The following is a 12796-nucleotide window of genomic DNA, read 5'->3' on the forward strand; positions in this document are numbered from 1 at the left end:
CATCACACTTGTGAAACAATCAATAAGAGTAGTAAAAGTAAGTTCTTGCTATATAGACTCTAATTTCTACGTTTGGGATCATGGATAGACGGTGCACGTATGCTGCCCGTGTCAATAGCGAATCAGTAGAAATAAACTCAAGTGGATGAACAGCAGATGCTGAAGGATCACTTGAGTTTTTTGTTTTTTAGAAGTAGAGCACAATCACGATAAAATTGGAAACGGGGTGGATTATGGATAATAAATTAAAGTTGAATGGCTTTAACAATCTAACAAAATCGTTAAGTTTTAACATTTATGATGTATGCTATGCCAAGAGTGAACGGGAGCAGCGGGACTATATTGCCTATATTGATGAGCAGTATAACTCGGATCGCTTAACCAACATCTTATATCATGTCACCGAGATGATCGGCGCCCGGGTACTCAATGTGTCCAAGCAGGATTACGATCCTCAGGGGGCCAGTGTCACCTTTTTAATTGCCGAAGAAACATTTTTGCGGGAATACCGGGAAGAAAATATTGAAAAGAATAACTTTCAGGGGGATACGGTGGTGGCTCATCTGGACAAAAGTCATGTGACGGTTCATACTTATCCCGAATATCATCCGGATACTTCCATTGCCACCTTTCGGGTCGACATCGATGTGGCCACCTGCGGCGAAATTACGCCGCTGAGCACCCTGGATTTTCTGATTGGCAGCTTTGACTCGGACATTATAACCATGGATTATCGGGTTCGGGGCTTTACCCGGGATGTCAGTGGCAAAAAACTGTTTATGGATCATAAAATCACCTCGATTCAGGATTATATCGATGACAAAACCCTCAAGGAATATGATGCCATTGATATTAATGTTTATCAATCCAATCTTTTTCATACCAAGATGTTGTTAAAAGAAATTACCCTCCAGAATTATCTGTTCAATACCGATGCCTATGAGCTGCCGCCCCGCACCCGGCTGCAGATCACTGAAAACCTGCGCCGCGAAATGATCGAAATCTTCAGCGGCAGTAATGTCTATTAATGACGTGTATTAATTTGGGAAGGAAAAAAACGTGCCAAAATTAAATCAACAACGAATGCCGATTATGGCGGCACTCAATGAGTTTAAGCGGAATCGGTTGGTGCCCTTTGATGTACCCGGCCATAAACGGGGCAAGGGGAATCCGGAATTAACGGAATTTTTAGGGGAACGATGTATGACCCTGGATGTCAATTCGATGAAGCCGCTGGATAATCTCTGCCATCCAGTTTCGGTGATCAAAGAAGCCGAGGAACTGGCAGCCGATGCCTTTGGCGCTAAGCAAGCCTTTTTTATGGTCAACGGAACGACTTCGGCGGTTCAAACCATGGTATTGTCAGCCTGTAAAAAAGGGGAGAAGATTATCCTGCCCCGCAATGTCCACCGTAGTGTCATTAACGCCATGATCCTGGGCGGTGCCATTCCGGTTTATGTCAATCCTGAAACCAACCATGAAATCGGTATTTCCTTGGGGATGACGCTGTCTGCCGTCACCAAAGCGATTCGGGAAAACCCCGATGCTAAAGCGATTTTAGTCAATAATCCCACTTATTACGGGGTCTGTTCCAACCTGAAAGCGATCGTTGAATTGGCGCACGCTGCGGGGATGCTGGTGCTGGCCGATGAGGCCCATGGCACTCATTTCTATTTTGGCGAAAACATGCCGATCAGTGGGATGGCAGCGGGAGCGGATATGGCCTCAGTCAGTATGCATAAATCCGGCGGCTCGCTGACGCAAAGCTCTTTTTTATTGGTGGGGGCCGGGATGAACCCCGGCTATGTCCGCCAGATTATCAATCTGACCCAGACCACCAGCGGCTCTTATCTGCTACTTTCCAGTCTCGATATTTCCCGCAAAAATCTGGCGGTTAACGGGAAGGAGATCTTTAAAAAAGTGACTGAAATGGCTCAATACGCCCGGGATGAAATCAATCAGATCGGGGACTATTACGCTTATTCCAAAGAACTGATCAACGGCGATACGATTTACGATTTCGATGCCACCAAGCTGTCGATTAATACCTTAAACGTCGGGTTGGCGGGGATTGAAGTTTACAATATTCTCCGGGACGAATACGACATTCAGGTGGAATTTGGGGATGTAGGCAATATTCTGGCCTATATTTCAGTGGGCGACAGCCAACGCAATCTGGAACGGCTGGTCTCGGCGCTGGCCGAAATCCGCCGGATTTATAAAAAAGACAAGGCCGGGATGCTGCAATATGAATACATTAATCCGGCGGTGGCAGTGGCCCCACAAAAAGCCTTTTATGCCGATAAGGAAGCTTTGCCGCTGGAAAAAAGCGGCGGCCGGATTTGCAGCGAATTTGTGATGTGCTATCCGCCGGGGATTCCAATTCTGGCTCCCGGTGAAATGATTACCAAAGAAATTCTTGATTCGATTGAATACGTCAAGGACAAAGGCTGTTTTTTAACTGGCCCCGAAGACATGGAAATCAAAAAACTTAACGTGCTGAAGGAGGATTAAAGATGGAATTATGGTTTTCCGAAAAACATACACCTAGCGTCAAATTTTCCATTCAGGTGGATCGTCAGCTTTACTGCGGACAAAGCGAATTTCAGCGGATCGACATCTTTGATTCCAAAGAATTTGGCCGCTTTTTGACCCTGGATGGTTACATGATGTTAACCGAAAAAGACGAGTTTATCTACCATGAGATGATGGTCCATATTCCTATGGCCGTTCATCCAGCAGCCAAAAAAGTGTTGATTATCGGCGGCGGTGATGGCGGTGCCATCCGCGAGCTGGTGCGCTATCCGCTGGTTGAACAGATTGACCTGGTCGAAATTGATGAGCTGGTGGTGGAAGTCTGTAAAAAGCATCTGCCTCAAACGGCCTGCTGCTTTGCCGATGAGCGGGTCACCGTCCACTATCAGGATGGTCTGAAATTTATTCGCCGTTGCGAAAATGAATACGATCTGATCATTGTTGATTCCACTGACCCCTTTGGCCCCGGCGAGGGCCTGTTTACCAAAGAGTTCTATGGCAATTGCTATAAGGCCTTAAAAGAAGACGGAATCATGGTCAATCAGCATGAAAGTGCCTTTTATCTGGACGATGCCGTGGCCATGCAGCGGGCCCATAAGCGGATTGTCGAGTCCTTCCCGATCAGCCGGGTCTATCAGGCCCATATTCCCACCTATCCTTCGGGACACTGGCTGTTCGGCTTTGCCTCCAAGAAATACCATCCGCTTGAGGATTTAAAGGCGGTGAAGTGGAATGCCATGGGTTTTAAAACCCGCTACTACAATACCCAATTGCATGTTGGCGCCTTTGCGTTGCCAAACTATGTGGAGGAGCTGTTAAAAGATGTTGAATAAAAATATTGAGACCTTTTTAGGCTGTGATAACGAATATGGGGAATCGGACATCGTCGTCTTTGGCGCACCCTTTGATTCCACCACCTCCTTTCGTCCCGGCACCCGCTTTGCCAGCCGCACCATGCGGGGGGAATCCTACGGACTGGAAACCTACAGCCCCTATCAGGATAAGGACCTGGAAGATTATTCCATTTTTGACGGCGGTGATCTGGAACTTTGTTTTGGCGATACCGAAAAAGCCCTGGCAGCGATTGAAAGCTATACCACCCGGGTATTAAGAGATAATAAGCGGCCGGTGATGATCGGCGGCGAGCATCTGGTGACCCTGGGGGCGGTCCGGGCGGTGGCCCGGAAATATCCGGAACTCAAGGTGATCCATTTTGACGCCCATGCCGATTTACGGGATGACTATCTGGGGGCCCCCTTGTCCCATGCCACGGTGCTGCACCGGGTTTGGGATATCATTGGCGATGGCCGAATCTATCAATTCGGAATCCGCTCCGGCGAACGCAGTGAGTTCCAGTGGGGCAAAGATCACGTTACAACCCAGAAATTTAATTTTAAGGGCCTGGCTGAAGTGGTCGAAAAACTCCACGGCCAGCCGGTCTATTTCACCCTCGATCTGGATGTACTAGACCCATCCGTCTTTCCGGGTACCGGTACTCCGGAACCCGGTGGTGTCAGCTTTATGGAGCTACTTGAAGCGATCCGGAAAGTCAGCCAGCTGAATCTGGTCGGCTGTGACATCAACGAACTTTCGCCAGTCTATGACCAGAGCGGCGCTTCCACCGCTGTCGCCTGCAAGGTGCTGCGGGAACTCTTATTGGCGATGGCATAATAGAGTTAGAAATTTTAAAAATAGAGTCGGTACGGTAGTTGAGAGATAACCTAAAGTATTAGAGAAAATATTAAGGAGGAACAAATTATGGGAAAAGCATTAATTATCGGTTGCGGCGGTGTTGCCAGTGTGGCCATTCATAAATGCTGTCAAAACAGCGACGTGTTTACCGAAATCTGCATTGCCAGCCGAACCAAAAGCAAGTGCGATGCCTTAAAAGAGAAACTGGATGGCGGAGCCACCAAAATCACCACCGCCCAGGTTGACGCCGACAATGTTGATGAGCTGATTGCGCTGATTGAAAAGGAAAAGCCGGATGTGGTTTTGAACCTGGCCCTGCCGTATCAGGATCTGACCATTATGGATGCCTGTCTGGCCACGAAAACCCATTATGTTGATACGGCCAATTATGAGCCGGAAGATACTGCTAAATTTGAATACAAATGGCAGTGGGAATATCGGGAACGGTTTGAAAAAGCCGGGATTACCGCCCTGCTGGGCAGTGGCTTTGACCCCGGTGTGACCGGTGTTTTTTCAGCCTATGCGCTGAAGCACCAGTTTGATGAGATCAATTATATCGATATTCTCGATGCCAACGCCGGTGATCACGGCTATCCCTTTGCCACCAACTTCAATCCCGAAATCAATATTCGTGAAGTTACCGCTAACGGTAGCTACTGGGAAGACGGACAGTGGATTGAAACCGAGCCGATGGAAATCAAGCGGGTTTATAATTTCCCGGAAATTGGCCCTAAAGATATGTATCTGCTCCACCACGAAGAATTGGAGTCGCTGGGTCAAAATATCAAGGGGATCAAACGGATTCGCTTCTTTATGACCTTTGGACAAAGCTATCTGACCCACCTGAAATGTCTGGAAAATGTCGGCATGACTTCGATTGAACCGATCGAATATGAGGGCAAGATGATTGTCCCGCTGCAGTTTTTAGCTGCTGTCTTACCAGATCCGTCAACCCTCGGCCCCCGCACCAAAGGAAAAACCAATATCGGTTGCATCTTCCAGGGCAAAAAAGACGGCCAGGATAAAACCTACTACCTCTACAACGTCTGTGATCACGAAGAATGCTACAAAGAAGTCGGTTCCCAGGCGATCTCCTATACCACCGGGGTACCGGCGATGATCGGCGCGATGCTGGTAATGACTGGCCAGTGGCAAAAACCGGGGGTTTACAATATCGAAGAGTTCGATCCCGACCCTTTTATGGATGCCCTGAACAAATGGGGACTGCCCTGGCAGGAAAGTTTTGAACCGGAGCTGGTTGATTAAGTATGGCACAAATGGAATTAACGGACGCTTTCAAGGAACTGCCGACGCCCTGTTATCTGGTTGATGAAAGCCTGCTGATTAAAAACTTAAAAATTCTGGATCGGGTCCAGCAAGCCACCGGGTGTCGGATTCTGCTGGCTCAAAAGGCGTTTTCGATGTTTTCGCTCTACCCCCTGATCGGCCGCTATCTGGCCGGCACCACGGCCAGCGGACTCTTTGAAGCACGGCTGGGCCATCAGGAAATGGGCGGAGAAACCCACGTCTTTGCCACCGCCTATCGTGACGATGAGTTTGACGAAATCGTCGGACTCTGCGACCATATCGTTTTTAACTCCTTTAATCAGTGGCAGAAATACAAGGATCAGGCCTTAAGGGCCGGCCGGGAGTGTGGGATTCGGATCAATCCGGAGTGGTCTACCCAGGATCACGCCATTTATGATCCCTGTTCACCCGGGTCCCGGATGGGGGTCACCCGGGCTCAGTTTAAACCGGAATTGCTGGAAGGTATCAGCGGTTTGCATTTTCACACCCTCTGTGAGCAGAATGCCGACGCTTTGGAGGAAACCCTGAAAGCGGTGGAAGAAAAATTCGGCGAATTTTTACCAGAAATGAAATGGCTCAACTTTGGCGGTGGCCATCACATTACCCGGGCTGATTATGACATTGAAAAACTGATTGCCTGTATCAGGCGGATTCAGGAGAGATACGGGCTGAAGGTCTATCTAGAGCCCGGGGAAGCGGTGGCGCTGAACACCGGCTTTCTGGTGGCGACGGTGCTGGATCTCGTCGAGAATGGCATTCACAACGCCATCCTTGACACCTCTGCGGCTTGTCATATGCCGGATGTGCTGGAAATGCCCTATCGACCCAACATTATCGGGGCCGCCCAACCAGATCAAAAACCATTTACCTATCGGCTGGGCGGACCGACCTGTCTGGCTGGGGATATTATCGGCGATTACAGCTTTGATAAGCCACTTGAAATTGGTGATCGCCTGATCTTCTGTGATATGGCCATTTATTCGATGGTTAAAAACAATACCTTTAACGGCATGAATCTCCCAGCAATCGCTATTTTTACCAGAGAAAAAACCATTCAGATGGTCAAACAATTTGGCTATACTGATTTTAAAAACCGCTTGTCATAAAGAGCAGGCGGTTTTTTTATGGGAAATTTAGTTACTATACCCGGGCATCTTTATGGTATAATGGCTCAAATTAGAATTATTTTATCGAGATGAATGTATGAACAGGAGAAAGAGATGGTACATAAATTTAACCCCGACAATAAAACGAAACTGGATAATGAGTGGCGCCGGGAAAACCTGCCGCCAGTTGAAACCCTAGAAAAATTAGGATTAAAAGCAAGCGACAGTGTGGCGGATATTGGTTGTGGGATTGGTTATTTTACCATTCCGGCCGCTAAGATGATTGCTGATAACATTGCCTATGCCCTGGATACCTCCCCGGAAATGCTGGCAGAGGTTGTTCAGCGTAGCGAGGCAGCGGGTTTGAACAATATAAAAACCGTAAAATCCGAAGAACTGGATCTGCTGATTCCTGATGAAGCGGTCTCTTTTGCACTACTGGTCAATGTGATCCACGAAATTGTTGATAAGAATCAGTTTCTGGAAGAAATTAGCCGGATTTTAAAACCTGGTGGTAAGCTGGCGATTATTGATTGGGAAAAAGCCCAAACCGTAATGGGACCACCGATTGATCACCGCATTGACAAAGATGACGTCATTGCGATGCTGGAAGAAATTGGCTTTTATTGCCAGAAAACCCAGTCTTTCACTGAAAATTTCTATGGCCTGGTGCTGGTGAAGAACAGTGAAGAACAGTGAAGACCAGGTAATTGTAAAATGAACACAATACTCACGGCAGTTATGTAATTACCTAACAGTTAAGACATCAGAAAGGAAAAAAGATGGATAAAGAGAAAATTGTGATCATCGAAAACGACCAGTTTGCCAAACTGGTCGGGCTGGAACTGGTCAAAGTGGAACTGGGCTATGCCGAAGTCAGAATGGCGATTCAGGAAAAGCACCTTAATGGGGTTGGGATTGTCCAGGGCGGTGCCATCTTTACCCTGGCTGATTTTGCCTTTGCGGCGGCAGCCAATGCTAGCGGAAAAGTAACCGTCGGCATTAATGCCAATATTAACTATTTCAAACCGGCCAAAGGGAAAACACTGCTGGCTAAAGCCAGCCAAACATCTTCTGGCCGAAGTCTTTGCAACTATACAGTGGATATTTTTGATGAAGACAATGCGGTGCTGGTTGCCAAATTCACGGCTACCGGCTTTAGCAAAAACTAATACCCGGTTCGAAAATTTGAAGCTAAGCTAAGTTCAGGAAAGGAAAAGAAGATGAAAATAACCGTAATCAATGGCACCATGCGTCATGGCAGCACCTGGAATTGTAAAGAGTTGCTGGTTCAGAATATTTCAAAACAGGTAGTTACTGAGATAACGGAGTTTTATCTGCCCAAAGACATGTCCAATTTTTGCAGCGGTTGTTTTTCCTGCTTCTTAAAGGGGGAAGACACCTGCCCCCACGCCGATCAGATCCGGCCCATTGTTACCGCTTTGGAAGAGGCCGATCTGGTGATTCTGACCTCTTCGGTTTATGGATTGGATGTTAGCGGTCAGTTAAAAGCTTTACTGGATCATCTCTGCTTTATGTGGCTCAGCCACCGACCCAATCCGAAGATGTTTAATAAGGTGGGTATCAGTTTTGCCACCACGGCCGGTGCGGGTCTTTCCCACACCACCAAAACGATGCAGAACAGTCTGAAATTCTGGGGGGTAAAAAAACGGTTTGCCAGTAAGCAGGCAGTGGCCGCCATGAATTGGCGTGAGATATCCGACAAAAAGCGTAGTCAAATTGAAAAAGACATGGCCCAGTTGGCCCAAAAAGCCACCGCAGCGGTGGCTAATATCGAACACAGCGCTGCGCCCCTGTTTCGAAAAATCATGTTTGTGATGATGAAAGATATGATGAAAAAGAACGACTGGAATCCCACCGATCGCAACCACTGGGAAGCCCAGGGCTGGTTAAGTGGGACGAAGCCCTTTTAAATTTAGACGACCTCAATGGTGGTGGTCATACTGAGAATTTTAGCCAACCGCTCCCGGGGCAGTGTCCTAAGATAGGCATCCAGATTTTGCTGCATCCGGATTTCGGAAGCGGAAAAATCAATGGCGTCAATGGCCGGATGGAGGGGATGACGTTTGGTCAGCACCGCCAGCTCAATGTCCTCCAGCAGATCAAAGATCATGGCTGCTTCGGTGGGCTCCAGTTCGCCGGCGATGAGCAGGTCTTCCATATCGGCCAGGGTTTTAATCTGTTCTTTAATGATGGCCAGCTTGTCGTCGAAAAAACGGCAGGACAAAAACTCCATAATCATTTCCCGATAAGCCTTGTCATCCATTTTAATGCCCATATTGTAATGGACAATGGACTTGATATTAGGATTATACCGGGGCACAAAAACCTTATTAAGAGAGTGGGTGGCCAGACCCTGAAAAACAGTGGGGGTGATTTTCGGGAGGCTGGTTAGCAGGTACTTTTTCAGAGACCGATTGGTTAGTTTCAGATCGGTAATAAGTTCCCGGGCCGCTGTTTCCAACTGCGTTTGGAGCTCAGCCTGACTGTGATTTTTTAATTTTTTATCCAGCGCATTGAGATCGGCCGGGCTGAAATCCAGCCGGTCTGGGGGCGCAGTCAATAACTGACAACCCAGGGCATTTTGCAAAACCTGGGCACAGATATTATCGAGGAGATATTTGTAGGACGGATCATAACCGCTCATCACTTCATGGATAGTATCGGCATCAAAATAGGAACAAAATAGATTTTCATAATAGAGGCTTTCCAGATACTTGATGACGAACTCAACCCCGGCCAGATCCGTAACTGGATGGATCAGTTGATAGTCGATGTCACTGGGGATTTCATGGGCATGAAAATTGATTTCATAGCTTTCAAAAAAGGGCTTAAAACCCTGGTCAATGGTGAGATTGTAGGCTTGATTTGCGGTTTTTAGCTTGCTTTTGCAAACCCGGTTATAAAAATAATGGGCCACATTTATTTTTCGCTTCAGTACCGCTAAACCATATTCATAGAGTTTTTCAAGCGGTTCATTTTGGATATGAAAGATGGTGGTGTCTAGATCGGGCAGTGATTTAAGGTAGATGCCGATGGTAAAGAGGTTGGAAGCCATAATGCCCTGAGCGATTTCAACCCGGATCGAGCTGCTTTGGCCCCGGGTAAACCGCTCAGTACTGTCGGCCAGCAGTTTAAGACACTCCAGTTGAATACGTTCGGATTCTTTAGAACTTAGGACACCCTTGACATAGGCCTCCTGGAGCAGTGACTGAAAATAAAATTCGCCACTGAGCTTGTCGCCATCGATCATAGACTGTTTTTTGATCTTATTCTTCATCTTCATCCTCATCTTCCATCAATTTTTCACTATCATAAAGATCGTTATAATCAGGATCAAGTCCCAGCCGGACATTTTTAGCCATTCGTTCCAGTTCCCGATATTTAAGTTGATCCAGAGAACCCTGACAGACCCCATCATAGTATTTTTTCATATAGCCAATCAGATCATCATCGCTCATTAAATCCAGGGTTTCATTCTTGAAATAATAAAAGATTTCAACCAGCTCATTTATGATTTCTGCATAGCGATATTGGGCGATATAGGGGCTGTCGGCAAAGGTCAGAATGACTTTTTCAATAATTCCGCCGCCAAATTCGACCCGGCCAACATTCTTCAGCGAATAGGAGCGGGTTTCAACCAGTTCCAGCGCCTGCTCTTCAGACAAGACCAGTGAATAGTCGGCCGTAATTTTATTACATAGCAACACTTCCGAAACGGCCTGTTTTTCAATCAGAAAATTATCAAACAGCATCAGTTCAAACGACATATGGTTACCTCCCGGGCTTACAAAAAAATAAATTAACTGTTGACAAAGGTGTCGAAATATGATAAGATAAGTTCATAAAATAATAAAATGGGTTATTTTGTTCATTCATTAGATGATACCACGAATGATTGGATAAATCAATAATTATTAATACAAAACAGGTGCTGTTAAAGAAACGGCAGCTGTTTTTTGTCTTTAGTTGTCTGAGGTAGATAAACTAGCGTTTAGGTAACTTGATTTTTATTAATTCTATTGACGATCATTGCCTAAAAATGGCATACTAGAACTAATTGGATTGCGTCAAAAATCGAAAATAATTAAGAAAAACCATTTCTTTAAACAGATCATAATGTAAAACTGATATAATATTTAATTATCGTAAAATATTCTGCGCAAAAGCATACCTTTTCATAAAATTAGAGATAACAGGAAGAGATCGCCAAGGTTAAACGTTAACCTGCTGATTGAAGAAGGAAAAATATGAATATAACAGTATTGAATATTGCAGTTATCCTGATTATTCTTTTTTTATTTGGTCTGGGGCTGTATTTTATTCTTAAAAGAGGCAGAAAAAGAAAAAAAGAACGGGAGATACGTCGGTTTAATGAGCTGGTTCAGACCTTCATCGAGTCTGAGGAGATTCCGGTATCCCTAAAAGATGATCAATTAAACTATATTTTTATCAACCTGGCCATGGAAGATTTTTATGGGATCAACTCCGAAGATATTATTGGTCAGGGTGATTTCGAAATCCTGGAAGAAAAGATGGCGATCAAAGAGCGAGAAACCGATAAAAAGGTTTTAGCGACCAAAACCTTTGTGACCGATGAGATGTTATGGAAGGGTAAGATTTTTAAAACCACCAAATTTCCAGTGGATCTGCTAAACGGCAAGTTTGGGGTTGGGGCCTATATCCGCTCGGCGTCGGAGAAGAATCGGGAAAAATACCTAAAAACATTGATGTCAATCAGTGATGGGGTTATGATTGTTGATCCCCTGGGTAAGATTGAGATGCTTAATAACACGGCGGAGGAAATGACCGGCTGGCCGGTCAGAGAAGCGCTGGGGAAACACTATTCTCTGGTTTTCGTCCTGGAGGACGAAAAACAGGCGGATCTCGTGCCGGATCATATTGCAGAAGCCTTTCGAGATAACGCCATGAAAGAATTCGACACCCATGTGCTGCTGGTTTCCCGGGATGGAAGAAAATATCACCTGGAAGACAGTGTTGCCCCCATCAGTGACGAAGAGGGCCATATTGACGGAGCCATTGTTATCTTTAGAGATGTTACCGAAAAGAAAGAAAAAAGAGCGGCCATTGAGTATAACAGTTTTCATGATGCCCTCACCGGTTTATATAATCGACGCTTTTTTGAAGAAGAACTGATTCGCCTCAATACCGAAAGAAATCTGCCCCTGTCAGTTATTATTGGTGATGTGGACGGGTTAAAACTAACGAATGATATTTTTGGCCATGATGCTGGCGATGAATTGATCAAAAAGGTTTCGGAAATATTTAAAAAGGTCTGTCGGGCCGATGATATTATTGCCCGCTGGGGCGGAGACGAATTTGCCATTTTGCTGCCGCAAACCGAAAAAAAAGATGCCCAAAGGCTTTCGGATCGAATTAAAGATAATTTCAGCAAAGAAAAAATTAAGTCGATCCAGGGAAATGTGTCCCTGGGTGTTGCGACAAAATATGAGCCGGAAGAAAATATTGAAGTCATTATTGCCAGCGCTGAAGACAACATGTATATGAAAAAAACCATAAATCGGGGGAAAAAGAAGGAAGATACTTTTAATAATATTCTCGATAAGCTGTATGGTGAATTGCCAGCCGAAGCTGAGCATGCCCGGAGAACCAGTGAGATTTGCAAAAAAATTGCCCGCAAAATGAATTTGTCTGAAGCTGAGATTAACAAGGTGTCAAAGGCTGCGTATCTTCATGATATTGGAAAAGTGGCCTTGGATAAAGAGATCGCCAGAAAAAATGAATATGTGATTGATGACACCTATAAAGAGATGAAAATGCATCCGGTGGTTGGCTTTCGGATTCTCAATGCCTTTGATCATACCGTCGATTTGGCCAATATTGTTTTGGGACATCATGAACGTTGGGATGGAAGCGGCTATCCCCAAGGACTCATGGGTAAAGAAATACCCAAGCTGGCCCGGATTATTGCAGTTGGTGAACGATTTGACGATATGACAGCAGATACCGACTATCGTCCAGCGATCAGCATTGATGATGCACTGGAAGAAATGAAACGGAATGTGGGGACCCATTACGATCCGGATGTTGTTGCGGCCCTGGAAAAAGTGATTCGTGATGAGCAAACCTATACAACTAAAATAACCCGGTAA

At 45.8% G+C, this 12796-nt stretch carries 12 protein-coding genes; 10 read left to right on the top strand and 2 right to left on the bottom strand.

Features of this window, described 5'->3' with window-relative positions:
• Positions 1 to 233: 233 nt before the first annotated feature.
• The 9 genes from speD (at position 234) to B3F51_RS03695 (ending at position 8575) form a co-directional block, all read left to right on the top strand.
• Positions 234 to 1028 (top strand): adenosylmethionine decarboxylase, encoded by a 795-nt coding sequence (gene speD, locus B3F51_RS03655; protein WP_070370929.1) that lies wholly within the window; start codon positions 234 to 236, stop codon positions 1026 to 1028.
• A 55-nt stretch (positions 1029 to 1083) separates the two neighbouring features.
• The gene (locus B3F51_RS03660) at positions 1084 to 2514 is read left to right on the top strand and encodes an aminotransferase class I/II-fold pyridoxal phosphate-dependent enzyme (RefSeq protein WP_349680185.1); all 1431 of its coding nucleotides are present in this window, start codon (positions 1084 to 1086) and stop codon (positions 2512 to 2514) included.
• 2 nt (positions 2515 to 2516) lie between these two features.
• Complete coding sequence (gene speE / locus B3F51_RS03665) at positions 2517 to 3368, top strand: polyamine aminopropyltransferase (RefSeq protein ID WP_070370930.1); 852 nt, start codon at positions 2517 to 2519, stop codon at positions 3366 to 3368.
• Positions 3358 to 4206 (top strand): agmatinase, encoded by an 849-nt coding sequence (gene speB / locus B3F51_RS03670; protein ID WP_286945531.1) that lies wholly within the window; start codon positions 3358 to 3360, stop codon positions 4204 to 4206. Before speE ends, speB begins: the two co-directional genes overlap by 11 nt.
• Before the next feature lie 87 nt (positions 4207 to 4293).
• Complete coding sequence (locus B3F51_RS03675) at positions 4294 to 5493, top strand: saccharopine dehydrogenase family protein (RefSeq protein ID WP_286945533.1); 1200 nt, start codon at positions 4294 to 4296, stop codon at positions 5491 to 5493.
• A gap of 11 nt (positions 5494 to 5504) precedes the next feature.
• Positions 5505 to 6641 (top strand): carboxynorspermidine decarboxylase, encoded by a 1137-nt coding sequence (gene nspC, locus B3F51_RS03680; RefSeq protein ID WP_250934024.1) that lies wholly within the window; start codon positions 5505 to 5507, stop codon positions 6639 to 6641.
• A 114-nt stretch (positions 6642 to 6755) separates the two neighbouring features.
• A complete protein-coding gene (locus B3F51_RS03685; RefSeq protein ID WP_286945535.1) occupies positions 6756 to 7340 on the top strand; it encodes a class I SAM-dependent methyltransferase in 585 nt (194 codons plus the stop codon).
• A gap of 83 nt (positions 7341 to 7423) precedes the next feature.
• Complete coding sequence (locus tag B3F51_RS03690) at positions 7424 to 7813, top strand: PaaI family thioesterase (RefSeq protein ID WP_250934022.1); 390 nt, start codon at positions 7424 to 7426, stop codon at positions 7811 to 7813.
• A gap of 51 nt (positions 7814 to 7864) precedes the next feature.
• Positions 7865 to 8575 (top strand): flavodoxin family protein, encoded by a 711-nt coding sequence (locus B3F51_RS03695; RefSeq protein WP_286807765.1) that lies wholly within the window; start codon positions 7865 to 7867, stop codon positions 8573 to 8575.
• Between the two features lie 2 nt (positions 8576 to 8577).
• On the opposite strand, the gene B3F51_RS03700 is transcribed toward B3F51_RS03695, so the two are convergent.
• Together B3F51_RS03700 and B3F51_RS03705 are read right to left on the bottom strand one after the other, a co-directional pair.
• Positions 8578 to 9942 (bottom strand): DUF6179 domain-containing protein, encoded by a 1365-nt coding sequence (locus tag B3F51_RS03700; protein ID WP_286945536.1) that lies wholly within the window; start codon positions 9940 to 9942, stop codon positions 8578 to 8580.
• Positions 9932 to 10432, bottom strand: a complete 501-nt coding sequence (locus tag B3F51_RS03705; protein WP_286945538.1) for a DUF6323 family protein — start codon at positions 10430 to 10432, stop codon at positions 9932 to 9934. Before B3F51_RS03705 ends, B3F51_RS03700 begins: the two co-directional genes overlap by 11 nt.
• Before the next feature lie 480 nt (positions 10433 to 10912).
• Between B3F51_RS03705 and B3F51_RS03710 the strand changes: the two genes are divergently transcribed.
• Positions 10913 to 12796, top strand: a complete 1884-nt coding sequence (locus tag B3F51_RS03710) for a sensor domain-containing diguanylate cyclase/phosphohydrolase (protein WP_286806478.1) — start codon at positions 10913 to 10915, stop codon at positions 12794 to 12796.

Origin of the sequence: Acetobacterium sp. UBA5834 (assembly GCF_002435675.1) — a bacterium.
Lineage (GTDB): Bacteria > Bacillota > Clostridia > Eubacteriales > Eubacteriaceae > Acetobacterium > Acetobacterium wieringae.

Coding starts and splice junctions, on each gene's coding strand:
- speD (WP_070370929.1), top strand. CDS start 234: ATGGATAATAAATTAAAGTTGAATGGCTTTAACAATCTAACAAAATCG.
- B3F51_RS03660 (WP_349680185.1), top strand. CDS start 1,084: ATGCCGATTATGGCGGCACTCAATGAGTTTAAGCGGAATCGGTTGGTG.
- speE (WP_070370930.1), top strand. CDS start 2,517: ATGGAATTATGGTTTTCCGAAAAACATACACCTAGCGTCAAATTTTCC.
- speB (WP_286945531.1), top strand. CDS start 3,358: ATGTTGAATAAAAATATTGAGACCTTTTTAGGCTGTGATAACGAATAT.
- B3F51_RS03675 (WP_286945533.1), top strand. CDS start 4,294: ATGGGAAAAGCATTAATTATCGGTTGCGGCGGTGTTGCCAGTGTGGCC.
- nspC (WP_250934024.1), top strand. CDS start 5,505: ATGGAATTAACGGACGCTTTCAAGGAACTGCCGACGCCCTGTTATCTG.
- B3F51_RS03685 (WP_286945535.1), top strand. CDS start 6,756: ATGGTACATAAATTTAACCCCGACAATAAAACGAAACTGGATAATGAG.
- B3F51_RS03690 (WP_250934022.1), top strand. CDS start 7,424: ATGGATAAAGAGAAAATTGTGATCATCGAAAACGACCAGTTTGCCAAA.
- B3F51_RS03695 (WP_286807765.1), top strand. CDS start 7,865: ATGAAAATAACCGTAATCAATGGCACCATGCGTCATGGCAGCACCTGG.
- B3F51_RS03700 (WP_286945536.1), bottom strand. CDS start 9,942: ATGAAGAATAAGATCAAAAAACAGTCTATGATCGATGGCGACAAGCTC.
- B3F51_RS03705 (WP_286945538.1), bottom strand. CDS start 10,432: ATGTCGTTTGAACTGATGCTGTTTGATAATTTTCTGATTGAAAAACAG.
- B3F51_RS03710 (WP_286806478.1), top strand. CDS start 10,913: ATGAATATAACAGTATTGAATATTGCAGTTATCCTGATTATTCTTTTT.